The sequence below is a fragment of the Candidatus Methylopumilus universalis genome (genome assembly GCF_006365315.1).
Classification (GTDB): domain Bacteria; phylum Pseudomonadota; class Gammaproteobacteria; order Burkholderiales; family Methylophilaceae; genus Methylopumilus; species Methylopumilus universalis.
In genome coordinates this window covers 187011-210584 of record NZ_CP040968.1, presented here as the reverse complement: position 1 = coordinate 210584, position 23574 = coordinate 187011, and the positions used below count along the sequence as shown (strand labels likewise).

Below are 23574 nucleotides of genomic sequence, written 5' to 3'. Positions count from 1 at the left end.
CAGTGCAAATAGGTTCCATTTCCATTAAAAATAATCTCGTAGTCGCGCCCATGGCAGGCGTCACAGACCGTCCTTTCCGTCAACTTTGTAAAAAGTTTGGCGCTGGCATGGCGGTAAGTGAAATGGTGACATCAAATTCTCTTCTATACGGCAGCGAAAAAACACTTCGTCGCGCCAATCACGAAGGTGAAGTAGATCCAATTTCAGTTCAAATTGCTGGCGCTGATCCAAAAATGATGGCTGAAGCAGCTCAATTTAACGTAGATCATGGCGCTCAAATTATCGATATCAATATGGGCTGTCCTGCGAAAAAAATATGTAATGTCATGGCAGGATCAGCACTTCTTAAAGATGAACCGCTTGTACAAAAAATATTGTCTTCCGTGGTTAAATCTGTAGATGTTCCTGTCACATTAAAAATAAGAACTGGTTGGGACACTAAAAATCGTAATGCGATAGAAATTGCAAAAATTGCCGAAGACATTGGTATTAAAGCATTAGCTATTCATGGCAGAACAAGAGCTTGTTTGTACATGGGTGATGCAGAATATGACACCATCGCCGAAGTAAAACAGTCAGTCAGAATTCCCGTTATTGCGAATGGTGATATTACTTCACCAGAAAAAGCTAAATTTGTTTTAGATTACACCGGTGTAGATGGAGTAATGATCGGAAGAGCTGCCCAAGGTAAACCTTGGATTTTTAGAGAAATTGATCACTATCTTAAAACAGGAAAGCATTTAGATAACCCGTCCACTTATGAAATAAAAAATATAACGATTGCTCATGTGAAGGAGCTTTATGATTTTTATGGTGAAAACGCAGGATTAAAAATTGCTAGAAAACATATCTCTTGGTACACAAAAGGATTAAAAAATTCTGCAAATTTTAGACACCATATGAATACAATTGAAACAATCGATGCTCAAATTAAAACAATCGAAGATTATTTTAATTTTCTTTCAATCGAATCCCCATATATAAAGTATGAAGAAGAAATGTTGGTAGCTTAATGGAAAAGAAAACAGATATTCCGGATTGTGTAAACGAGTCTTTAGATCAATACTTCAAAGACTTGGATGGCGAACATCCCACGAATGTTTACGATATGGTCATTGGTATCGTAGAGAAGCCACTATTAACTTATATTATGGGCATTTCAAAAGGCAACCAAAGTAAGGCTGCAGAAATTCTTGGTCTTAATAGAAACACACTCAGAAAAAAGTTAAAACAACATAAAATTGATATCTAGTTATGATTAAAATAAAAAGAGCCCTTATAAGCGTATCAGACAAAAAAGGCATTATCGATTTCGCTAAGATACTAATTAAGTACAACGTTGAAATTTTATCTACTGGGGGTACAGCAAAATTATTTGCTGAAAATAATATTCCTGTCATTGAGGTCAGTGATTACACTGGCTTCCCTGAAATGTTAGACGGTAGAGTAAAAACACTTCATCCAAAGATACATGGCGGCATTCTCGGAAAAAGAGATGACGAAAAACATCTACAAACGATGATTAAATCTAATATTCCTTTAATTGATTTGGTGGTAGTGAACTTATATCCATTCGAAGCGACAATATCCAAAGAAAACTGTCCGCTATCTGAAGCTATTGAGAATATAGATATCGGCGGTCCAGCAATGATTAGATCTTCAGCCAAAAATTATAATGGTGTAGCTGTAGTAACTGATAGTTCGGATTATAAAATGATTGAAGATGCATTAAGGAAAAATGATGGCGCCCTTAATCTGGAATGTAGATTTATTTTGGCTAAAAAAGCTTTTGAACATACTGCCAAATATGATTTAGCTATTTCAAATTATCTTAATGGACTAGATACAAATAAAAATGTAACTTACCCTAAAAAACTTAACCTCGCATTTAATAAAAAGATGGATTTACGTTACGGCGAGAATCCGCATCAAAGTGCATCGTTTTACGTTGATGAAATAGTAACCAAAGGATCATTAGCAAGCTTTAAACAATTACAAGGCAAGGAGCTTTCATACAATAACTTAAATGACGCAGATACAGCGTGGGAATGCGTTAAAAGCTTTAAGCTTCCTTCTTGCGTAATCGTAAAACATGCCAACCCATGCGGAGTAGGCTCTTCTAAGGACTTATTAGATGCTTATAAGAAAGCATTTTCAACTGATCCAACTTCTGCATTTGGCGGCATTATTGCTTGCAATACAGCGTTAGACAAAAATACTGCATCTCAAATTATTTCGCAATTTGTGGAAGTTGTAATCGCCCCCTCTTACGAGGCCGAATCACTTAAAATATTTGAATCAAAACCAAACATTCGATTGCTAGAGGTAACTTTGGATAACAACTTCAATGCTTTTGAATTAAAAAAAATTGGTGGCGGTTTGCTCGTTCAATCGCCAGATAATTTCAATATCGATATGGATCATTGCAAAATAGTTTCTAAACTCAAGCCTAACCAAGAACAAATGGCTGACATGCTTTTTGCATGGCGCGTCGCTAAATATGTCAAATCAAATGCGATTGTATTTTGTAAAAATAATCAAACATTAGGAATCGGTGCAGGCCAAATGAGCAGAGTAGACAGTACCAAGATTGCATCGATCAAAGCTCAAAATGCAAATCTCGATTTAATAAATTCAGTGGTCGCTTCAGACGCGTTCTTTCCTTTTAGGGATGGTATTGATGTGCTTGCCACGGCTGGCGCAAAATGTGTTATTCAGCCTGGCGGAAGCCTTAGAGATGAAGAAGTTATCTCTGCTGCCGATGAATTAGGTCTCGTCATGTTATTTACTGGATATCGTCACTTTAGGCATTAATTTATGAAAGTTCTTGTCATTGGAAGTGGCGGCAGAGAACATGCAATGGCATGGAAACTTTCTCAAAGTATCAAAGTAAGTGCTATTTTTATTGCACCAGGCAATGGCGGCACTTATCTCAATCCAAAATTCAAAAATATTGATCTAACCGATATTAATCTTCTTTCAGATTTTGCAATTAAAGAAAAAATTGATCTGACTGTTGTTGGCCCGGAGCTACCGCTTTCTAAAGGTATTGTTGATTTATTTAGATTTAAAAATTTGAATATTTTTGGGCCTACTCAAAAAGCTGCTCAACTTGAAAGCTCTAAGGATTTTGCCAAAGACTTCATGTATAGGCACAACATTCCTACTGCAAAATATAGAACATTTAAAATGCCAGATGAAGCACATCAATATATTGCTGAGCATGGCGCGCCCATTGTGATCAAGGCTGATGGTTTGGCTTCTGGAAAAGGTGTCATTGTTGCTATGACAGTCGAAGAAGCTCATGAAGCAATCGACTTTATGCTTGTAGACAATAAATTTGGTGATGCAGGGGCTAAAGTTGTGATCGAAGAATTTCTTGAGGGTGAAGAAGCTAGCTTTATGGTGGTATGTGATGGCAAAACAATTCTACCGCTTGCTACAAGTCAAGACCATAAAAGGCTTTTAGATCATGATATGGGCCCTAACACAGGGGGGATGGGGGCTTATTCTCCAGCTCCTATAGTAACTAACGAAATTTATTCTAAAGTCATGGAAGAGATTATCTCCCCCACTATTTATGGTATGGCTAAAGATGGTATTCCTTTTACTGGATTTCTTTATGCAGGTCTCATGATAACTAAAAAGGGCGATGTAAAAACATTAGAATTTAATTGCCGTATGGGTGACCCTGAAACACAGCCCATTCTCATGAGGCTGAAAAGTGATTTGTTTGAAATGCTATACAAAGCAGCTCTCGGACATCTTGATTCATTAGAAATTGAATGGGATACAAGAACAGCGCTAGCTGTCGTTTTAGCATCAGCAGGTTACCCTGAATCTCCAAGGCTAAACGATGAAATTCATATTGAAGATCGAATTATTCCTGACAGCTATATTTTTCATGCAGGTACTGTATACAAAGATAATAAGCTTCTTACTTCCGGCGGAAGAGTTTTAGCTGTCACTGCACTTGGTAACTCTGTCAAAGAAGCACAATTTAAAGCGTATGAGGCTATCAATACTGTTAAATTTAATGGTGTCCAATATCGAAAAGATATAGGTTACAGAGCATTAAATAATAATTAAATTGGCTAATCAACGCTTAATCCGATATCTAAAACAAGGTGGCGTTATAGCCTACCCTACTGAGTCGTGTTATGGATTGGGTTGTGATCCAAAAAATAAATATGCGGTAGAAAAAATTATATGTTTAAAAAAAAGAGCCCGGTCAAAAGGTTTTATTTTAATTAGCTCCAAGATAAATCATTTGCGTGCATATATGCGAGATCTGTCAGAGAAACAAAAAAAAGAAATGATGGATAAATGGCCTGGGCCTCATACTTGGTTAGTCCCTGCGTCTAATTATTGCCCTTTATGGTTAAGGGGTAGCAGTCAAAACATTGCTATAAGACTTCCTAAAATTAAAAGCACTTTGAATTTATTAAATTCAATCAACTTTCCAATCACCTCAACAAGTGCTAATTTAAGCCATAAACAATCCATCAAAACTCTTAGGGCATGTAAAAATTTATATGGAGATAAAGTAAAGATCATTAAAGGAAATATTGGTAGTGAAAAAAAACCTACAACGATCCAAGATTTTTTTAGTAAAAGAATAATTAGAAAATAATATGATTAATTCAAATGTAGTTTTTGAGTACTTTAATAACCTTCAAACTAAGATTGTCGAAACAATTCAGATTGTTGATGGAAAAAATTTTATTAATGACTCATGGCAAAGAAAAGAAGGTGGCGGTGGAACTTCTTGTCTCTTAGAAAATGGTAACGTATTTGAAAGAGCTGGCGTTGGATTCTCACATGTCTTAGGTGACAAGTTGCCCAGATCGGCAAGCGCTAGTCATCCAGAGGCGGCAGATAGAAAATGGGAGGCTATGGGGTTATCGCTAGTCTTTCACCCTAAAAATCCATATGCGCCGACAGTGCATATGAATGTTAGATTTTTTATTGCAAAAAAAGAAGGCTATGAAGATATATGGTGGTTTGGCGGTGGTATGGATCTCACTCCCTATTACGGCTTCGACGAAGATGCAATTCATTTTCATCAGACACTTAAAACTATGCTCGATTCATATGATAGAAACTTTTATTTGGAATTTAAAAAGAATTGTGATGAATACTTCTATCTAAAGCATCGCAAAGAGCCTAGAGGGATTGGCGGTATTTTCTATGATGATTTTAATCGCTTAGGTCTTGATAAGTCTTTTAGTTTGAATAAATCGGTGGGTGATGTTTTTTTAAACGCTTATCTGCCCATTCTGCAAAGAAGAAAAGATATTCAGTACACTGAGAAAGAAAGAGAATTCCAGTTATATCGACGCGGTCGTTATGTAGAATTCAATTTAATATTTGATCGTGGCACTTTGTTTGGTTTGCAATCTAACGGTAGAACTGAATCAATTTTAATGTCAATGCCACCAATGGTTCAATGGAAATATGATTGGAAACCAGATCCAGGCAGTAAAGAAGAAAAATTATATACATATTTTTTAACGAATAAAGATTGGCTGAATCATGAATAATCTATTTAAAAAAATTCTTAGAAAAAAAAATATTAACCATAAGCATCCAGCGCATTTAAAAAAATGTTTGAGTGCGCTAGACCTTACATTACTTGGTATAGGATGCATCATTGGCACCGGTATTTTTGTTTTAACCGGTATTGCGGCCGCTAACCAAGCTGGCCCTGCAGTCATTTTATCTTTTATAGTATCGGGCTTTGCTTGTGCTTTTGCAGCTTTAGCTTATGCAGAACTTTCATCTTCGATTGGTGGCTGTGGAAGTGCATATGGCTATAGTTATGTTGCCTTTGGTGAATTCTTTGCATGGATTATGGGGTGGATTCTGCTAATGGAATACGGAATGTCTATTGCTGCAGTTGCAAATGGCTGGTCTGGCTATTTTAATAATGCTCTGACCGCTATGGGTCTTGGTCTTCCGGAGTCATTATCAAAAGCCCCTTCATTGGGAGGTTTAGTCAATCTTCCTGCAATGGTCATTATATTAATCATGATGTCCTTACTTATTGTCGGCGCAAAGCAAAGTGCTAAATTTAATGCTGCGATGGTTTTTATTAAACTTCTAACCATCACATTATTTATTTCAGTTGCTATCTTTAATGTAAATCCAGCTAACTGGCATCCCTTTATGCCTTATGGATGGTTTTCGACATTACCTGATGGAAAAACCGTTGGTGTTCTCGCTGGCGCTTCATTGGTATTTTTTGCGTACGTTGGTTTTGATGCAGTTTCAACTGCCGCTGAAGAAGCAATCAATCCACAAAGGGATCTGCCCAAAGGCATTATTGGTTCACTTGCTTTTTGTACTGTGATTTACATTATTGTTTCATTATTACTTACAGGCGTTGTTCCATATCAAGAACTTAATGTATCTTCGCCTGTGGCTTATGCGCTCCAAAAAATAGGCTTTCAATGGGCCTCTGCAGTTGTCGCTACTGGTGTTATTGCCGGGCTCACAACTGTAATGCTTGTTCTTTACTACGCCTTAACAAGAATTATCTTCGCAATGAGTAGAGATGGATTGCTTCCTCATGCTTTATCTGAGGTAAATAAAAATACCAACACCCCTGTGAAAGTTATTGTTTTTTGCGGGCTGATCATCTCATTAATTGCTGGTTTTATACCGCTGGGCACTTTAGCTGAAATTGTTAATATTGGAACATTAGCTGCTTTTGTGATTGTTTCTCTGGGAGTCATTTTTATACGTAAACTTCACAAAAATAATAAAGCAACTTTCAAGAATAAATGGCATCCCCTTATTCCACTCTTGGGAATCTTTTCATGTGGCGCCTTAATGTTTTTCTTGCCCCATGAAACTTGGAGAAGATTTTTGATTTGGGTGTTTATTGGGATTGTTTTTTACTTTACTTATTCAATAAAACATAGTCACTTAAATAAAAAACCGGCCTAAGCCGGTTTTTTATTTAAGTTTAAAACTTGATTAAAGCGATAAAACCCATTGTACGATCGTTTTAATATCTTCATCTTTAACTTGAGGATGAGGCGGCATTGGAACCGGACCCCAAACACCACTACCACCAGCTTTTACTTTAGCTACTAATTTCGCTTCAGCACCTTTGTCGCTCTTATATTTAGCTGCGACATCCTTGTAAGATGGTCCAAGAACTTTCTTCTCTACACCATGACAAGCTAAACATCCGCTTTTTTGAGCCAATGCTTCAGCAGCTTTAGCATCTGCGGCTTGAGCTTGATTTACTAAGAACGCACCGATCATTGCAATACCTAAAATTACTGATTTCATATTATTTCCACCCTTAAATTGATTTTGCGATTGTTATGATACTCCTAATCTTATTCAAATTAAAAGCAATTTAAACAAAATTAGACTCTTAATATTCCTGAACTAAATACTCGGCTATTAGGTTATGAGACTGATTTGGATAGACCATAACGCTATTTTCCAGTGCATTAACAGTTTCCACACAGATCATTTTTTTCCATTCATGTTCAGTGCCCATATCAACCATAGTTTTAACTTTTTTATCCCACGGAGTCCAAATAACTGTTGATTCACTGTTCTGTTTTTGTACGGTAATTTTCCGACTAAACCCTTGGTCATGAATCACACATGTATCTTTTGTATTTAAATAAACTCTATCGAATTCAGCATCAAATTTAATTTGATCTTCTTGAGTGAATTTTTTATACCCCCTAGCTTTGTCTGAATAGATTTTATTTTCCAATCCAGTCACTTCAATATTTTCAATATCACTTATCTCAAAATAAGTGTGATATCCCTCACCAATTAAGAAAGGTTGTTCAGATAAATTTGTTGTTTTAAGATCAAGGTGGATTGAACTACCAATCGTGATAGAGAATTCTAAATTAAATTGATATGAAAGCTGTCTATTCACTTCGGGGGTAGGAAGCATAACAAGTGTCACTTTAGTTGCCCCACTCTCCAAATCAATAATCTCATTAATGCGCCATGGAATAACTCTAGCAAATCCATGCGGACAAAAACTTCCGTCTGTAGGATGGGCGCCAAACCATGGCCAACAAATAGGCACGCCGCCCCGAATAGATCTTCCATGCATAAATCTCGCGTTGCTTGAAAGCCAGAGCACTTCATTTTTTACATCATGTGGCTTCCATTGCATAATGTGAGCACCTTGAAGCGCAATCTTTGCTGAAGCAAGCTCATTATCAATCGTAATAAATTTTAAACCAATTTCATTTTGTGTAATTTTGTAACTTTGAGCTGCTGATATATTTTTTTCACTTATCATTTTAAAAATTAAATTTCCTCTAACTTTGAAATGTCACGAATAGCACCTTTATCTGCGCTTGTGGTCATCAATGCGTAAGCTCTTAATGCTTGAGAAACTTTTCTTGTTCTTGGTTTAGGTTTCCAAGCATTCTTGCCCTTGGCATTCATCTTATTTTTTCTTTGAATCAGAGTTGCATCATCAATCATTAAATTAATTGTTCGATTTGGGATGTCGATTTCAATATGATCATTCTCTTCAATTAATGCGATCTCGCCTTGCTCAGCAGCCTCAGGTGATACATGTCCAATACTCAGCCCTGAAGTTCCACCAGAAAATCTACCATCAGTTAAAAGAGCACAAACCTTTCCGAGGTCTTTCGATTTTAGATAGGCAGTTGGATAGAGCATTTCTTGCATACCAGGCCCGCCTCTTGGCCCTTCATATGTGATGACAACAACATCACCTGCAATAATCTTACCCACCAAAATAGCTTCTACAGCCTCATCTTGTGATTCAAAAATACGCGCGCGTCCTTTGAATTTTAAAATCCCCTCATCAACACCTGCTGTTTTAACAATGCAGCCATTACGTGCAATATTTCCAAACAAAACTGCTAGTCCGCCATCTTGGCTATAAGCATTTTCCTTATTTCTAATACAACCAGCAGTTCTATCATCATCTAAGGTTGGGTAGAGCATACTTTGACTAAATGCGATTGTAGTGGGTATGCCTCCTGGAGCTGCACGATAAAAGTTTTTAACTTCTTCATTTTTGGTCGTCACAATATCCCAATGGTCTATTGCTTCGCCTAAACTTTTTGAATGGACAGTTGGAACATCTCTATGAATTAGAGTTGCACGGTCAAGTTCTCCTAAAATACCCATCACACCCCCTGCTCTATGAACATCTTCCATATGAAACTTATCTGTGGCAGGCGCTACTTTTGCTAAGCAAGGCACTTTTCTTGAAATGCGATCTATATCTTTCATCGTGAAATTTACTTTAGCCTCGTGGGCTGCCGCAAGCAAATGAAGAACCGTATTTGTTGAGCCTCCCATAGACACATCTAAAGTCATTGCATTTTCAAAAGCTTTAAAACTTGCAATATTTCTAGGTAATGCACTTTCATCTTCACCTTCGTAATATCGCTTCGCTAAATCAACAATAACTCTTCCAGCCTCTTGAAATAATTTTTTTCTAGCTGCATGCGTAGCTAGAGTACTTCCATTTCCGGGCAGACTTAATCCTAAGGCTTCGGTTAAACAGTTCATTGAATTTGCTGTAAACATGCCTGAACAAGAACCGCATGTTGGACATGCTGACCGTTCGATTTCATCAGAATTTTTATCAGATACTTTCGGGTCGGCGCCAGCAACAATTGCATCCACTAAATCTAATTTTTTGATTTCATTATTCCAATTGACCTTACCCGCTTCCATAGGGCCACCTGAAACAAAGACTACGGGAATATTAATTCTTAGGGCTGCCATAAGCATACCGGGCGTTATCTTATCGCAATTAGATATACAAACAATGGCATCTGCACAGTGAGCATTAACCATATACTCGACGCTATCCGCAATTAGATCTCGGCTTGGAAGGCTGTATAACATTCCGTCATGCCCCATAGCTATCCCATCATCTACTGCGATGGTATTAAACTCTTTTGCAACACCGCCATGTTTTTCAATTTCTCTTGCTACAAGCTGTCCTATATCTTTTAAATGAACATGCCCTGGAACAAATTGTGTAAATGAATTACAAACTGCAATAATTGGCTTTGTAAAATCACCATCCTTCATGCCTGTGGCACGCCAGAGTGCGCGGGCACCAGCTTGATTCCTGCCATGAGTAGTCGTTTTAGAGCGATATACGGGCATAATGACCTCTTAAAATTACAATCAATTTAAACAATTATTTTAACTTATAATGACAATAAACTTATGCTTATTCATCCCCAAATAGACCCTGTAGCAGTTAATCTTGGACCGTTTCAAATTCATTGGTACGGAATTATGTATCTTTTGGCTTTTGTGGGATTTCTTCAATTAGGTAAAGTTCAAATCAGAACGCGTCCATGGTTATCCTGGAATGAAAAAATGTTGGATGATGCTTTTTTTTATGGTGCTATTGGCGTTATTGCAGGCGGTCGATTAGGTTATATCTTATTTTATCAACTGCAATACTATGTTCAAGATCCGACCGAGATCATTGCATTATGGAAAGGTGGCATGTCATTCCATGGGGGATTTTTAGGTGTAGTTATTGCCATGATACTTTTGGCTAAAAAATATAAAGTATCTTTGCTATCAGTTTTAGATTTCATTGCGCCTTTAGTTCCTCTTGGGCTTGTATTTGGTCGAATTGGAAATTTTATTAATGCAGAACTATGGGGAAGACCCACACAATTTTTCTTAGGCATGATCTTTCCTAATGTGGACAGTATGCCAAGACACCCTTCTCAACTTTACGAAAGCTTTTTTGAAGGTTTTATTCTATTGATAGCGCTTTGGTTGTATTCAAAACAAAAAAGGGAAACGGGTCAGATATCTGCTGTTTTTTTGATACTGTATGGAACTTTTAGATTTTTAATTGAATTTACAAGAGAGCCTGATCATTTCCTAGGGCTGCTATTCCTTAATCTTTCAATGGGTCAGTGGCTGTCTATTCCAATGCTCATTGCTGGCATTTATTTGTTTAAAAAAAGCTAACAACAACGTTTTATACCACTCCATTTTTTATCAAGCGTTGCTTGATAAAAATTCTTTTTACTCATGAGCTTATGTTTTTTTAAACACCGCTTATGATTCAATAAATAAAGATCATAGAGATCATCTCCTGATAATCTGCGTAAAAATGCATACATTAATTTAATTGCTCTTAGCATGGCTTATTAATTCTTTTTGAAAAATGAGATTCTTAACATATCAATCACTACTGTCCACAAAATAATAAGCAAGAAGAGAGTAATAAAAGCATCTAGTTTTTGATTAAAAATTAGCTGATGAGTAATGGAAATTTTACTGTCCTCGATGAGCCCTGTATTTATTTTATCTGTCAGATTTCTAGCTGCTGCTAGAAATCCAACTCTAATATCTTGACTAAATATTTTCTGATAAGCAGCAGTAGTGGTCACAATAATTAACCAAATTAAAGGTAGTCCAGTGACCCAAGCGTATTTTAATTTGTTCGATTTAATAAGAATGCCAGTGCCTACAGATAATGCAATCGCTGCCAACATTTGATTCGCAATACCAAATAAAGGCCACAGAATATTTACACCGCCATTAGGATCTATCACGCCAATGTATAAAAAATACCCCCAACAGCTTACAACGATTGCACTACTTAAAATAATTGATGGCATCCATGAAGTTTGACCAAACTTCGGGTAAATGTTGCCAATCATATCCTGTAACATAAATCTTCCAACACGAGTGCCTGCATCTAATGTAGTGAGAATAAATATTGCCTCAAACATGATGGCAAAGTGATACCACATCGCTAATAAGTTTGTACCAAATGCCTTGCCAAATATATTTGCCATACCCACGGCTAATGAAGGGGCTCCGCCTGTTCTAGCAAAAAGTGATGTTTCACCCATATTTTTTGCAAGCAATTCCATTTCCTCAACTGTCACTTTAAATCCCCATGAGTTTATTTTTTGAATGGCATCGACAGCTTCTGATCCAACAACTCCCACAGGGCTATTAATTGCAAAAAAGATGCCTGGTTCCAATACTGTTGCTGCTATTAAGGCCATAATAGCTACGAAAGATTCTAAAAGCATCGCGCCATATCCAATCATTGGAATATATTTTTCATTGTCCAATAGTTTAGGTGTTGTGCCTGAAGCTATTAAAGAGTGGAATCCAGAAATTGATCCACACGCGATGGTAATAAAAACAAAAGGAAATAGACTGCCACCAAAAATAGGGCCTGTACCGTCTGTAAACTGGGTCAGGGCTGGCATTTTTATTTCTGGTTGCAGGGTTATAATCGCAACCGCTAAAACAATCACTGTACCTAATTTTACAAATGTCGATAGATAGTCTCTTGGCGCTAGCAAAAGCCAAACTGGAAGCACTGCTGCTGCAAAGCCGTAAAAAATAATAGCCCATGCCAACGTCAAACTATCATGATCAAAATAAGTTCGTAGCGTCTGGGAATGGTCAATTAATCCTCCAGCAAAAACGGCCAAAAGTAATAATCCGAATCCAATTAATGAGGCCTCAAGGACTCTACCTGTCCTGATAGACCTTAAATAAATCCCAATAAAAATTGCGATAGGTATTGTTGCGGCAACTGTCGACGTTGCCCAAGGGCTATGCTTCATAGCATTTACAACTACCAACCCTAAAACAGCAATCAAAATAACCATGATTAAAAATGTGCCAATCAATGAAGCAGTTCCACCAATTACACCAATCTCATCCCTTGCCATTTGTCCTAAACTTTTTCCGTTGCGTCTCGTCGAAAAAAATAATGTGGTCATATCTTGAACAGCACCTCCTAATACAGCACCTATTAAAATCCATAACATGCCAGGAAGATAACCAAACTGGGCTGCTAACGTAGGACCAACCAAAGGACCTGGTCCAGCAATCGCAGCAAAATGGTGGCCGAATACAATCCACTTATCTGTAGGAATAAAGTCTTTGTCATTTTGCAGTCTTAGAGCTGGTGTTTTTCTATGCTCGTCAATGACTAGAACTTTTGCTGCAATCCAGCTTGCGTAGAATCTATAAGCAATCATGTATATGCATACAGCAGCCGTAATAAACCAAACGGCGTTGATACTCTCATTGCGGCTAAGTGCAATTGTTGAAAATGCTAAAGCCCCCAATAAAGCAAGAAGAATCCAAACTATATTTTTAAAATATTTTTTAATCACAATGTATCCAATCTGATATCTAAATTAATTTATTGCCTTATATATCTTTGATATACTGACTTCCCATTCAATCTATTAATTATATGCAATTAATAAAAATTAAAATAACTAAATTCATCTCGACTGCGTAAATCTTATCTTGGCATCTAATAAAATAATCATCGGCGTTACAGGGGGTATAGCTGCATATAAAGCAGCTGAATTAACTCGTCTTCTTGTTAAAAATGATTTCGATGTTCAAATTGTGATGACTGAATCTGCGAGTCATTTCATAACACCTCTTACATTTCAGGCTCTTTCTGGCAAAGAAGTTTTAACAAGTTTATGGAAAAGTAATGCTAATAATGGGATGTCTCATATAGAGCTATCAAGAGATTACGATCTCATTCTTATTGCACCTGCCAGCGCTAATTTCTTAGCCAAATTAACGCATGGTTTTGCTGATGACCTTTTATCGTCTTTGTGCTTAGCAAGAGCTTGTCCGATTGCCGTTGCTCCTGCCATGAATATTCGTATGTGGACCAATGAAGCTACCCAACGTAATGTTTCACAATTAAAAAAAGATGGTGTGTTATTTTTTGGTCCCGATTCAGGGGCTCAGGCTTGCGGTGATATAGGGCTTGGAAGAATGATAGATACTGAAGAATTGTTCAGATCAATTCAAAATCATCTCACGCCTAAAATCCTCAAAAACAAAAAAATATTAATAACGTCTGGTGGCACAATTGAAATGATAGATGACGTAAGAGCTATTACAAATCTTAGCTCTGGCAATATGGGCTCTGCAATCGCCAATACTGCAGAATCTATGGGCGCATCAGTCACTGTAATCACGTCAGGCAATCAAGATTTTTCAGAAAATATAAATGTGATTGATGCGAGAGATGCGCATTCGATGCATAAAGCTGTCCTTCAGCATATCAATGACCAAGATATTTTTATAAGTGTTGCAGCCGTTTCTGATTACACACCTAAAGAAATATTTAATGGGAAATTGAAAAAAAATAATTTAGATATGACACTTCAACTCAAGCCTACAATAGACATTCTGAAAGAAGTGGGGTTATCTAAAAATAAAATCTTTAAAGTAGGCTTTGCTGCAGAAAGTGAAAATCTTATTGAAAATGCACAAAAGAAACTAAAGACGAAAAATTTGGATTTAATTGTGGCAAATTTAATTCATGAATCTATGGGCTTACAAGATACTAAAGTTTCCATAATTAGTAAAAACGATGTTATTGATGTGCCAAAATCAAATAAAATAGTTGCAGCAAAAGTTATCTTAAAAGAAATAGCCCATCGCATAAATTCGGACAAATAAAATGAGCCTAATAATTGATTTTAAAATTTTGGATAAGCGAATCGAAGAAATGCTGCCTAATTATGCATCGCCGGGTTCAGCAGGTCTTGATTTAAGAGCATGTACCGAGCATATACAAACGATTAATCCAGGTGAAACATTTCTTATACCCACTGGTATTTCAATATTTATTAAGGATCCTGCTTATGCAGCGCTTATCCTTCCTAGGTCGGGCTTAGGGCATAAACATGGTATCGTTTTAGGTAATTTGGTAGGCTTAATAGACTCAGACTACCAAGGTCAATTGCTAGTTTCTTGCTGGAATCGTGGCGAGAACGCCTTTCTACTCAACCCTATGGAGCGTATCGCACAACTAGTCATCGTGCCGGTTATCCAGGCTAAATTTAACCTTGTAGCCGAATTTCCTGAGACAGAAAGAGGTGAGGGCGGCTTTGGAAGTACAGGTAAAAACTAACGAATTCACTTGAAAAGACAGTGGGTTATGTGGTTTAATAGCACTCTTTTTCGAAATTATTGTAACAAATAAAGGATTTAAATTATGGCTCGCGTATGTCAATTAACCGGCAAAAAACCAATGTCTGGAAACAACGTATCTCACGCCAATAACAAGACCAAAAGACGCTTTTTACCTAATTTACAAAACCGTAAATTTTGGGTTGAGACCGAGAATCGTTGGGTTTCAATGAGAATTACTAATGCAGCGCTCAGAACAATCGACAAGCTAGGCATTGATGTTATTGTTAAAAAAATGCGTGCAGCTGGCCAGAAAATTTAAGGAATAAATATGCGTGAAAAAATCAAATTAGAGTCTAGTGCTGGTACTGGACATTTCTATACCACAACAAAAAACAAAAGAACCATGCCTGATAAAATGGAAATCAAAAAATTTGATCCCGTTGTTAGAAAGCATGTAGTTTATAAAGAAGCAAAAATTAAATAATTTTAAGCTTTAACAAAGACAATAAAAAAAGCCAGCATTAGCTGGCTTTTTTTATTTATCTAATAATACTTTATTCTGCTACTGCCTCTTCTTTGGGAGCAGGTGTTGCAACCTCAACAATGGGCCTATCTACAAGCTCAACAAAAGCCATAGGCGCATTATCCCCATCTCGGAAGCCACACTTCAATATTCTTAAATAGCCACCTTTTCTTGTGTTATATCGCGGGCCTAGCTCAGCGAATAACTTAGTGACAATGTCTCTATCTCTTAAACGGCTAAAGGCTAGACGTCTATTAGATAAGGTTGCATTTTTTGCTAATGTAATAAGAGGTTCGGCTACTTTTCTAAGCTCTTTAGCTTTTGGTAATGTAGTTTTAATAATCTCGTTTTTTAACAAAGAGGTAGCCATATTTCTCAACATTGCTTGTCGATGGCTGCTCGTTCTATTTAGTTTTCTATGACCATTTGCGTGACGCATACTCTTACCCTCAAATTTTTCTTATTTAATGATTACGCTTTTTCTAAACCTGCTGGAGGCCAATTCTCTAATTTCATTCCTAAAGTTAGACCTTTAGAAGCTAGAACATCTTTAATCTCGTTAAGTGATTTCCTTCCAAGATTTGGGGCCTTTAAAAGCTCATTTTCACTGCGTTGAATTAAATCGCCAATGTAATAGATATTTTCTGCTTTTAAACAGTTTGCTGATCTCACTGTGAGCTCTAAATCATCAACAGGTCTTAATAAGACTGGGTCAACTTGGGGCGCTTGCTTCACTTCAACTTCAGTTAAAGCACTTTCTAAGTTTGCAAATACAGAAAGCTGTCCCATTAAAATTCTCGCAGCATCTCTGATCGCTTGTTCAGCGTCAATAACGCCATTAGTTTCAACGTCCATGATTAATTTATCTAAGTCTGTTCTTTGTTCTACACGAGCGCTCTCAACAAAATAACTTACTTTATTGATCGGACTAAAAGAAGCGTCAACCATAATAAAACCTAGGGTTTTATCTTCTTGATTTGATTTTCTTCTCGCTGGAACTGGTTGATATCCTCTACCCATTTCAACTTTAACTTCTAAATTTAATTTTCCACCTTTTGTAAGGTGTGCAATTAAATGATTTGGATTGATAATTTCAGCATCGTGATTTGTTTCAAAATCAGCTGCTGTCACTGGACCTTCGGTAGTTTTATTTAATGTGAGCGTTGTCTCAGATTTATTATGAAGTTTTAATGCAACACCTTTTAAATTCAAAAGAATATCAACCACGTCTTCTTGCACGCCATCTAAAGTTGAATACTCATGAACTACACCATCAATCTTTACTTCAGTAATTGCAAAGCCAGGAATTGATGACAATAAAACGCGTCTCAATGCATTGCCTAAAGTAAAGCCGAAGCCTCTTTCCATAGGCTCTAAAGTTACTCGAGCTCTTACCGGGTTTATAACTTCAACATTTACGATTCTTGGTTTTAAATATTCTGTAGGACTATTTTGCATTATGTATCCTTATCAATAATTCTTATTTAATTATTTCGAATAGAGCTCAACAACGAGTGATTCATTAATTGTTGCTGGTAAATCATCGCGTAGTGGTTTGTTTTTAAACGTACCCTTAAGACCTTTTACATCAACTTCAATCCACTCTGGAAAACCTCTTTGCTCTGCAGCTTCAATTGAACCTTTAATTCTTAATTGTTGCTTAGATGCTTCTGCAACTGAGAGAACATCGCCTGGCTTAACTTGATAGGAAGGAATGTTTACTCTTCGGCCATTTACTAGAAGACTGTTGTGTCTGACAATTTGTCTTGCTTCTGTTCGTGAAGCTCCAATACCCATTCGATATGCAACGTTATCTAATCTGCACTCTAAAAGTTGTAGAAGATTTTCACCAGTAATGCCTTTTTTTCTATCCGCTTCAGCGTAGTAACTTCTAAACTGTGCTTCTAATATTCCGTAAATTCTTCTGAGCTTTTGTTTCTCTCTTAATTGAACGCCGTAATCTGATAAGCGGCTCGCTCTTCTTTGTCCGTGTTGGCCAGGAGGAAAATTACGCTTTTCAATAGCGCATTTGTCAGTAAAACATTTCTCGCCTTTGAGAAAAAGTTTTTCACCTTCTCTTCTACATTGACGACATTTAGGATCTAGATTTCTTGCCAAAATAACTCTCCTGATTCAATGAGCAATTCAATGCTCAACTTATTAAATTCTTCTTTTCTTAGGTGGACGGCAACCATTGTGTGGCACTGGCGTTACATCTTGAATGCTCGTAATTTTAAATCCTGCAGCATTAAGTGCACGCACTGCAGATTCTCTTCCAGGGCCTGGTCCTTTAATTTTTACTTCAAGATTTTTTACACCACACTCTTGAGCCGCTTTACCTGCTGCCTCAGCTGCAACTTGTGCTGCAAAAGGTGTACTTTTTCTCGAGCCTTTAAATCCAGCGCCGCCAGATGTTGCCCAAGATAATGCATTACCTTGTCTGTCTGTAATTGTGATGATTGTGTTATTGAAAGATGCATGAATATGAGCAATACCTTCTGCTACATTTTTCTTAACTTTCTTTTTTACACGAACATTAGCTTTTGTTGCCATAAATAATCCTTAAACCTTCTTTTATTTAGCCTGTTTAATTGCTTTAACAGGGCCTTTTCTTGTTCTTGCATTCGTTTTAGTTCTTTGGCCTCTTACTGGAAGACCTCTTCTATGTCTTACACCTCGGTAACAGCTAAGATCCATCAAACGTTTAATGTTCATTGTGACTTCTCTTCGTAAGTCACCCTCAACCTTAATTTTCGCAACTTGATCACGAAGCTTTTCCACGTCAGCATCGTTCAAATCTTTTAATTTAGCAGTCGCAATGATTCCTGCCGCAATACAGATCTTCTTTGCGGTGTTTCTTCCAACGCCATAAATTGCTGTTAAAGCAATTTCTGCATGTTGATGATCGGGCACATTCACCCCAGCAATACGAGCCATAACTTACTCCAAAAAAAAATGGCAAATTAAATAAAAAGCCTTATATTTTAACAGGTTGTTGAATTTTTAACAATTAACAACCCACCCTTATCCTTGTCGTTGCTTATGTCGAGGATCTGAGCAAATTACTCTCACAACACCTCTTCTTCTGACAACTTTACAGTTTCGGCATAATGTTTTTACGGATGCGCGAACTCTCATTTTTATACCTCTTAAATTTTAATTAAATATTACTTATTTAACCCTGAACGTAATTCTTGCTCTGGTTAAATCATAAGGCGTCATTTCAACTGTCACCTTATCTCCTGGAAGAATACGAATATAATTCATACGCATTTTTCCTGAAATATAACCCAATACAACATGGTCATTTTCCAACTTAACTCTAAAAGTTGCATTTGGAAGATTTTCTATAATCTCCCCCTGCATTTCAATTGTGTCTTCTTTTGCCATTAATTAAAGGCTATCTAAGCGCATTAGCGCCACCTTTAAAGTTAGCTTTCTTAAGTAATCCCTCATACTGATATGACATCAGATGAGACTGAACCTGGGTCATAAAATCCATCGTTACCACTACAATAATTAATAACGATGTACCTCCAAAATAAAAAGGAACATTAAACTTAAGTATTAAAAACTCAGGCAATAAACATACAAGCGTTATATACACAGCACCTACTAAAGTTAATCTACCCATAATTTGGTCGATATATTTTGCAGTTTGTTCTCCCGGTCTGATGCCAGGAACAAACGCACCGCCTTTTTTCAAATTATCTGCTGTTTCCTTTGGATTAAAAACCAAAGCGGTATAAAAAAAGCAGAAAAACACTATCGCTAATGCGAATAGAAAAATATAAATCGGCTGTCCTGGTGATATCGCAGCTCCAATATCCTTAAGCCACAACATTTTTTCACTAGATCCAAACCACCCAGCTAAAGTCGCTGGAAATAAAATAATGCTTGATGCAAAAATTGGTGGGATTACACCCGCCATATTAAGTTTTAAAGGCAAATGAGAGGTTTGACCTCCGTATAATTTATTGCCAACTTGTCTTTTCGCATAATTAACAGTAATTTTTCTCTGGCCTCTTTCAACAAAAACGACCAGTGCTGTCACTAAAATAGTTGCCGCAAACAAGAAAAAAACTAACGGGATTGAAAATGCACCCGTTCTAGCTAGTTCAAGTGTGCTTCCCAATGCACTTGGCAATCCAGCCACAATGCCTGAGAAAATAACAATTGAGATACCGTTACCAATACCTCTTTCAGTAATTTGCTCTCCCAACCACATAAGGAACATTGTTCCACTAACTAAAGTTACAACTGTTGTAAGTCTAAAAGCTAACCCGGGATCAAGTACCAATCCTGGTTGAGATTCCAGCGCAATTGAAATGCCAAGCGCCTGAAATGCGGCCAAAATTACTGTGCCATATCTCGTATACTTTGTTATTAATCTTCTGCCTGCTTCGCCTTCTTTTTTTAACTGTTCAAGCTGAGGCGAGACTACAGTTAATAATTGCATAATGATCGATGCTGAAATATAAGGCATGATCCCTAATGCAAATAAAGTAAATCTTTTTAGCGCGCCACCGGAGAACATATTAAACATTCCCAAAATGCCACCGCTTTGTGAATCAAATAATTTTTTAAGCTCAAGCGGATCAATCCCAGGTACTGGAATATGCGCGCCAAGTCTATAAACAATAATGGCACCTAAAACAAACAATATGCGATTTTTTAATTCGCTTGTTTTGCCTAAAGCACCTAATAAATTATCTTGAGCCAAAATTAAGTTCTCAAACTTCTACTACTTTTCCGCCTGCCGCTTCAATAGCAGCTCGAGCGCCCTTAGTTAGCAATAAACCTTGGATTGTTAATTTTCTTTTCACTTCGCCAGACAAATATACTTTTGCTGTCTTTGCATTATCAGAAATTAATTTTGCCGCTTTTAGTACGAGCAAATCAATATTGTCTGACTCAACTAAATTAAGCTCATTTGTCCTAACGCGAGCAGTTAATTTATGAGTTAATGATTTAAATCCGCGTTTTGGAAGACGTCTTTGAATCGGCATTTGACCGCCTTCAAAACCAACTTTATGGAATCCACCAGCTCTAGATTTTTGTCCTTTGTGTCCGCGTCCAGCCGTTTTTCCAAGACCGGAACCAATACCTCGGCCAACACGTCTTGCTACTTTTTTAGAACCAACTGCTGGTTTTAATGTATTTAGTTTCATAATTTCTCTTTATATCTTTTCGACTTTAAGTAAGTAATTAACTGCATTGATCATGCCTCGAATCGCAGGAGTGTCTTGCAACTCAACTGTATGATGTATTCTTCTAAGACCTAATCCTTTTACCGTTGCGCGATGAGGTTCAGTTCTGCCAATCAAACTTTTAATTAATGTAACTTTTAAACCCGCTGTAATTTCTTTTTTTGTTTTTGCCATTTAATTAGCCTCTAATTTCTTCTACTGATTTACCGCGTTTAGCAGCAATTTCAGCCGGTGTATTCATTGACTCAAGTCCATTCAATGTTGCTCTTACAACATTATAAGGATTTGTTGAACCAATACATTTTGCTAAAACATTAGTAATGCCCATTACCTCGAAAATTGCTCGCATAGCACCACCAGCAATAATCCCAGTACCTTCGGAAGCAGGCTGAATGAATACTTTTGCAGCGCCGTGCTCACCCATTACTGCATGTTGCAAAGTACCATTGTTAAGTTTTACTTTGAGCATGCCTCTTCTAGCTTCGTCCATTGCTTTTTGAACTGCCACAGGCACTTCTCTTGCTTTACCTTTTCCCATACCAACTGAACCGTCTCCATCACCAACAACAGTTAACGCAGCAAAGCTCATGATTCGACCGCCCTTAACTACTTTGGTAACTCGGTTTACAGCAATCATTTTTTCTCTTAGACCGTCTGTTTGCGTTTGTTGATTTTCTAAATCTTTTGCCATGTTTTGACCTATTTAAATTATTGGGTTAGAAAGACAAGCCGTTTTCTCTAGCAGCATCTGCTAAAGCTTTAACTCTGCCGTGATAGCGATAACCTGACCTATCAAATGCTACATTTGTAATTCCGATTTTTTTTGCTTTTTCAGCAATGCGTTTGCCAATTTGAGCAGCTGCCTCAATATTGCCGCCATTCTTTAAAGTTTTTTTAACATCCGCTTCAAGTGAAGAAGCGCTTGCTAAAACTTTATTCTCGCCAGCGCTTATGATTTGCGCATAAATGTTTGTGTTCGTTCTGTGAACGCTTAGTCTTGTCACTTGAAGTTCAGCGATTTTTGCTCTTGTCTTTTTAGCGCGACGTAAACGGGGGTTTGTATTATACATATCTCAACCTTTATTTTTTCTTAGTTTCTTTGATAATTACGTTCTCATCTGAATAACGAACGCCCTTACCTTTATAAGGCTCTGGAGGTCGATACGCTCTAATTTGAGCAGCAACTTGACCTATTAATTGCTTATCAGAACCTTTTAAAATAATTTCAGTTTGACTTGGTGTTTCAACTTTAACGCCTTCAGGCATTTTGTAATTCACAGGATGTGAAAAACCTAAGTCAAGATTAAGATTTGCACCTTGCGCTTGAGCTTTATATCCAACACCAATTAAAGTTAGTTTTCTTACAAATCCTTCAGAAACACCTTTCATCATGTTTGCAACAAGAGCTCGCATAGTGCCAGCCATTGCGTTTGCTTGCTGAGATTCATCGGCTGCTGCAAATGTAATTGCTTGGCCATCATTATTTAATTTAACGTTAGGTGTAATGAACTGATTTAATTTTCCCATCGGTCCACTAATTGAAATATTTAAATCATTAATTGAAACCTCTACTTTAGGAGGAATCGCTACGGGTGCGTTAGCTATACGTGACATATATTCTCTCCTTAAGCCACATAGCAAAGCACTTCGCCGCCAATACCTGCAGCTTTTGCTTTTCTATCTGTCATAACTCCTTTAGACGTCGATACGATTGCAACACCAAGACCATTCATAACTTCTGGAATGCTTTGGCTTGCTTTATAAACTCGTAAACCTGGCTTACTTACTCTTTCAATTTTTTCAATAACAGGTCTGCCGGCATAATATTTGAGTTCAATATTTAATACTGGCTTGCCTTGAACTTCGTGTTCAGCAAAATTCTCAATGTAGCCTTCATCTTTTAAAACATGTGCGATAGCTTTTTTTAATTTAGATGCAGGCATGGTGATAGATACTTTATTAGTACCCTGACCATTCCTAATTCTGGTTAGCATATCGGCAACTGGATCGCTCATACTCATATTATTTTTCTCCTATTACCAACTTGCTTTAATCACGCCAGGCACTTCGCCTCGCATCATTAAATCTCTTAATTTACTTCGACCAATCCCGAACTTACTGTAGACGCCTCTTGGACGTCCTGTTAGAGAACAACGATTTCTTAATCTAACTGGACTTGAATTGCGGGGTAAACTTTGTAGTTTCTGTCTCGCTTCTTGTTTTTGCTCTGAAGATGCGTTTATATCTGAAATAATTTGATTTAAAGCAGCACGTTTGGTCTTAAATTTTTCAACCATATTGCGTCGTTTTAACTCACGTTCTATCATGCACATTTTAGCCATAGTCTAAACCTAGTTTCTAAATGGAAAACTGAACGCAGATAACAATGCTTTTGCTTCTTCGTCAGTTTTAGCTGTCGTTGTAATTGTGATATTCATCCCTCTTAATGCATCGATTTTATCGTATTCAATTTCAGGAAAAATAATCTGCTCTTTAACACCCATGTTGTAATTCCCACGACCATCAAATGATCTAGCAGAAATACCTCTAAAGTCTCTAATTCGAGGAATAGCAACTGTAACAAGTCGATCTAAGAATTCATACATACGATCTCTTCGAAGAGTTACTTTGCAACCTACTGGATAATCGTCACGAATCTTAAATGCTGCCACTGATTTTTTAGCTTTTGTGACAATAGCTTTTTGACCAGCAATTTTTTCCATGTCGCCTACAGCATGTTCCATGATCTTTTTGTCAGCTACCGCTTCACCCACACCCATATTTAAAGTAATTTTTTCAATTCTAGGGACTTGCATTGGTGATGAGTAACCAAATTGTTCAGTCATTTTTTTAATAACTTCTGTTTTATAAAATTCTTTTAATCGAGCCATTTCTTTT

At 37.1% G+C, this 23574-nt stretch carries 33 protein-coding genes; 12 read left to right on the top strand and 21 right to left on the bottom strand.

What is annotated here, in order from left to right; genetic code table 11:
- Window positions 1-2 precede the first annotated feature (2 nt).
- Genes dusB through FIT79_RS01190 form a run of 7 tightly spaced genes read left to right on the top strand, consistent with a single transcriptional unit; the run spans window position 3 to window position 6951 of the window.
- Window positions 3-1013 carry a tRNA dihydrouridine synthase DusB gene (gene dusB / locus FIT79_RS01220; RefSeq protein WP_139866942.1) on the top strand — a complete coding sequence of 337 codons (1011 nt, stop codon included), beginning with the start codon at window positions 3-5 and terminating at the stop codon, window positions 1011-1013.
- Window positions 1013-1252, top strand: coding sequence for a helix-turn-helix domain-containing protein (locus FIT79_RS01215; protein WP_139866940.1), 240 nt, complete (start codon window positions 1013-1015; stop codon window positions 1250-1252). The genes dusB and FIT79_RS01215 overlap by 1 nt, the downstream gene beginning before the upstream one ends.
- Before the next feature lie 2 nt (window positions 1253-1254).
- The gene (gene purH / locus FIT79_RS01210) at window positions 1255-2814 is read left to right on the top strand and encodes a bifunctional phosphoribosylaminoimidazolecarboxamide formyltransferase/IMP cyclohydrolase (RefSeq protein ID WP_139875364.1); all 1560 of its coding nucleotides are present in this window, start codon (window positions 1255-1257) and stop codon (window positions 2812-2814) included.
- Window positions 2815-2817: 3 nt separating this feature from the next.
- Complete coding sequence (gene purD / locus FIT79_RS01205; RefSeq protein ID WP_139871026.1) at window positions 2818-4089, top strand: phosphoribosylamine--glycine ligase; 1272 nt, start codon at window positions 2818-2820, stop codon at window positions 4087-4089.
- A gap of 1 nt (window position 4090) precedes the next feature.
- Window positions 4091-4633, top strand: coding sequence for an L-threonylcarbamoyladenylate synthase type 1 TsaC (gene tsaC / locus FIT79_RS01200; RefSeq protein WP_189508952.1), 543 nt, complete (start codon window positions 4091-4093; stop codon window positions 4631-4633).
- Between the two features lies 1 nt (window position 4634).
- Window positions 4635-5543 (top strand): oxygen-dependent coproporphyrinogen oxidase, encoded by a 909-nt coding sequence (gene hemF, locus FIT79_RS01195; protein ID WP_139875363.1) that lies wholly within the window; start codon window positions 4635-4637, stop codon window positions 5541-5543.
- Window positions 5536-6951, top strand: coding sequence for an amino acid permease (locus tag FIT79_RS01190; RefSeq protein WP_139866930.1), 1416 nt, complete (start codon window positions 5536-5538; stop codon window positions 6949-6951). The genes hemF and FIT79_RS01190 overlap by 8 nt, the downstream gene beginning before the upstream one ends.
- Window positions 6952-6981: 30 nt before the next feature.
- On the opposite strand, the gene FIT79_RS01185 is transcribed toward FIT79_RS01190, so the two are convergent.
- The 3 genes from FIT79_RS01185 to ilvD all read right to left on the bottom strand — a co-directional run bounded on the left by FIT79_RS01185 (window position 6982) and on the right by ilvD (window position 10152).
- Window positions 6982-7302, bottom strand: coding sequence for a c-type cytochrome (locus tag FIT79_RS01185; RefSeq protein WP_139866928.1), 321 nt, complete (start codon window positions 7300-7302; stop codon window positions 6982-6984).
- A gap of 88 nt (window positions 7303-7390) precedes the next feature.
- Window positions 7391-8290, bottom strand: a complete 900-nt coding sequence (locus tag FIT79_RS01180; protein WP_139870015.1) for a D-hexose-6-phosphate mutarotase — start codon at window positions 8288-8290, stop codon at window positions 7391-7393.
- 8 nt (window positions 8291-8298) lie between these two features.
- Window positions 8299-10152: a dihydroxy-acid dehydratase gene (ilvD, locus tag FIT79_RS01175; RefSeq protein WP_139875362.1), complete on the bottom strand. Its 1854-nt coding sequence runs from the start codon at window positions 10150-10152 to the stop codon at window positions 8299-8301.
- Window positions 10153-10215: 63 nt separating this feature from the next.
- Here ilvD and lgt point away from each other — a divergent pair, with 63 nt between their 5' ends.
- Complete coding sequence (gene lgt / locus FIT79_RS01170; protein ID WP_139875361.1) at window positions 10216-10983, top strand: prolipoprotein diacylglyceryl transferase; 768 nt, start codon at window positions 10216-10218, stop codon at window positions 10981-10983.
- Here lgt and FIT79_RS06775 read toward each other — a convergent pair.
- Both FIT79_RS06775 and FIT79_RS01160 read right to left on the bottom strand, forming a co-directional pair.
- Window positions 10980-11138: a CstA-like transporter-associated (seleno)protein gene (locus tag FIT79_RS06775; RefSeq protein ID WP_190238388.1), complete on the bottom strand. Its 159-nt coding sequence runs from the start codon at window positions 11136-11138 to the stop codon at window positions 10980-10982. The genes lgt and FIT79_RS06775 overlap by 4 nt on opposite strands.
- A 27-nt stretch (window positions 11139-11165) precedes the next feature.
- The gene (locus tag FIT79_RS01160) at window positions 11166-13163 is read right to left on the bottom strand and encodes a carbon starvation CstA family protein (RefSeq protein ID WP_139872316.1); all 1998 of its coding nucleotides are present in this window, start codon (window positions 13161-13163) and stop codon (window positions 11166-11168) included.
- Window positions 13164-13305: 142 nt separating this feature from the next.
- On the opposite strand from FIT79_RS01160, the gene coaBC reads away from it, so the two are divergent.
- The 4 genes from coaBC to rpmG all read left to right on the top strand — a co-directional run bounded on the left by coaBC (window position 13306) and on the right by rpmG (window position 15427).
- On the top strand, window positions 13306-14487 hold the full coding sequence (coaBC, locus tag FIT79_RS01155) for a bifunctional phosphopantothenoylcysteine decarboxylase/phosphopantothenate--cysteine ligase CoaBC (RefSeq protein WP_223259641.1): 1182 nt from the start codon (window positions 13306-13308) through the stop codon (window positions 14485-14487).
- A 1-nt stretch (window position 14488) separates the two neighbouring features.
- Window positions 14489-14941 carry a dUTP diphosphatase gene (gene dut / locus FIT79_RS01150; protein WP_139870011.1) on the top strand — a complete coding sequence of 151 codons (453 nt, stop codon included), beginning with the start codon at window positions 14489-14491 and terminating at the stop codon, window positions 14939-14941.
- An 84-nt stretch (window positions 14942-15025) separates the two neighbouring features.
- On the top strand, window positions 15026-15262 hold the full coding sequence (gene rpmB / locus FIT79_RS01145) for a 50S ribosomal protein L28 (RefSeq protein ID WP_046487024.1): 237 nt from the start codon (window positions 15026-15028) through the stop codon (window positions 15260-15262).
- Window positions 15263-15271: 9 nt separating this feature from the next.
- Window positions 15272-15427, top strand: a complete 156-nt coding sequence (gene rpmG / locus FIT79_RS01140) for a 50S ribosomal protein L33 (RefSeq protein ID WP_139866914.1) — start codon at window positions 15272-15274, stop codon at window positions 15425-15427.
- A gap of 70 nt (window positions 15428-15497) precedes the next feature.
- Here rpmG and rplQ read toward each other — a convergent pair whose 3' ends face one another.
- The 16 genes from rplQ to rplE form a co-directional block, all read right to left on the bottom strand.
- Window positions 15498-15905, bottom strand: a complete 408-nt coding sequence (gene rplQ / locus FIT79_RS01135; RefSeq protein WP_139866912.1) for a 50S ribosomal protein L17 — start codon at window positions 15903-15905, stop codon at window positions 15498-15500.
- A 32-nt stretch (window positions 15906-15937) separates the two neighbouring features.
- Window positions 15938-16924: a DNA-directed RNA polymerase subunit alpha gene (locus FIT79_RS01130; RefSeq protein ID WP_139866910.1), complete on the bottom strand. Its 987-nt coding sequence runs from the start codon at window positions 16922-16924 to the stop codon at window positions 15938-15940.
- A 30-nt stretch (window positions 16925-16954) separates the two neighbouring features.
- Window positions 16955-17584, bottom strand: coding sequence for a 30S ribosomal protein S4 (rpsD, locus tag FIT79_RS01125; RefSeq protein ID WP_046487017.1), 630 nt, complete (start codon window positions 17582-17584; stop codon window positions 16955-16957).
- Window positions 17585-17626: 42 nt separating this feature from the next.
- Window positions 17627-18019 (bottom strand): 30S ribosomal protein S11, encoded by a 393-nt coding sequence (rpsK, locus tag FIT79_RS01120; protein ID WP_046487015.1) that lies wholly within the window; start codon window positions 18017-18019, stop codon window positions 17627-17629.
- Window positions 18020-18040: 21 nt separating this feature from the next.
- Window positions 18041-18403 (bottom strand): 30S ribosomal protein S13, encoded by a 363-nt coding sequence (rpsM, locus tag FIT79_RS01115; RefSeq protein ID WP_046487011.1) that lies wholly within the window; start codon window positions 18401-18403, stop codon window positions 18041-18043.
- Window positions 18404-18490: 87 nt separating this feature from the next.
- Window positions 18491-18604: a 50S ribosomal protein L36 gene (gene rpmJ, locus FIT79_RS01110; RefSeq protein WP_082092808.1), complete on the bottom strand. Its 114-nt coding sequence runs from the start codon at window positions 18602-18604 to the stop codon at window positions 18491-18493.
- A 33-nt stretch (window positions 18605-18637) separates the two neighbouring features.
- Window positions 18638-18856: a translation initiation factor IF-1 gene (gene infA, locus FIT79_RS01105; protein ID WP_139866908.1), complete on the bottom strand. Its 219-nt coding sequence runs from the start codon at window positions 18854-18856 to the stop codon at window positions 18638-18640.
- 10 nt (window positions 18857-18866) lie between these two features.
- The gene (gene secY, locus FIT79_RS01100) at window positions 18867-20189 is read right to left on the bottom strand and encodes a preprotein translocase subunit SecY (protein ID WP_139875359.1); all 1323 of its coding nucleotides are present in this window, start codon (window positions 20187-20189) and stop codon (window positions 18867-18869) included.
- Window positions 20190-20199: 10 nt separating this feature from the next.
- Window positions 20200-20637 (bottom strand): 50S ribosomal protein L15, encoded by a 438-nt coding sequence (rplO, locus tag FIT79_RS01095; RefSeq protein WP_139866904.1) that lies wholly within the window; start codon window positions 20635-20637, stop codon window positions 20200-20202.
- A 9-nt stretch (window positions 20638-20646) separates the two neighbouring features.
- Window positions 20647-20850, bottom strand: coding sequence for a 50S ribosomal protein L30 (gene rpmD, locus FIT79_RS01090; protein ID WP_139866902.1), 204 nt, complete (start codon window positions 20848-20850; stop codon window positions 20647-20649).
- Between the two features lie 4 nt (window positions 20851-20854).
- On the bottom strand, window positions 20855-21367 hold the full coding sequence (gene rpsE / locus FIT79_RS01085) for a 30S ribosomal protein S5 (protein WP_139866900.1): 513 nt from the start codon (window positions 21365-21367) through the stop codon (window positions 20855-20857).
- Window positions 21368-21392: 25 nt separating this feature from the next.
- Complete coding sequence (gene rplR / locus FIT79_RS01080; RefSeq protein ID WP_139875358.1) at window positions 21393-21746, bottom strand: 50S ribosomal protein L18; 354 nt, start codon at window positions 21744-21746, stop codon at window positions 21393-21395.
- A gap of 10 nt (window positions 21747-21756) precedes the next feature.
- The gene (rplF, locus tag FIT79_RS01075; protein WP_139866896.1) at window positions 21757-22290 is read right to left on the bottom strand and encodes a 50S ribosomal protein L6; all 534 of its coding nucleotides are present in this window, start codon (window positions 22288-22290) and stop codon (window positions 21757-21759) included.
- A gap of 11 nt (window positions 22291-22301) precedes the next feature.
- Window positions 22302-22697 (bottom strand): 30S ribosomal protein S8, encoded by a 396-nt coding sequence (rpsH, locus tag FIT79_RS01070; RefSeq protein ID WP_139866894.1) that lies wholly within the window; start codon window positions 22695-22697, stop codon window positions 22302-22304.
- 15 nt (window positions 22698-22712) lie between these two features.
- The gene (rpsN, locus tag FIT79_RS01065) at window positions 22713-23018 is read right to left on the bottom strand and encodes a 30S ribosomal protein S14 (protein WP_139866892.1); all 306 of its coding nucleotides are present in this window, start codon (window positions 23016-23018) and stop codon (window positions 22713-22715) included.
- A 9-nt stretch (window positions 23019-23027) separates the two neighbouring features.
- Window positions 23028-23567, bottom strand: a complete 540-nt coding sequence (gene rplE / locus FIT79_RS01060; protein WP_139866890.1) for a 50S ribosomal protein L5 — start codon at window positions 23565-23567, stop codon at window positions 23028-23030.
- Window positions 23568-23574: the final 7 nt, after the last annotated feature.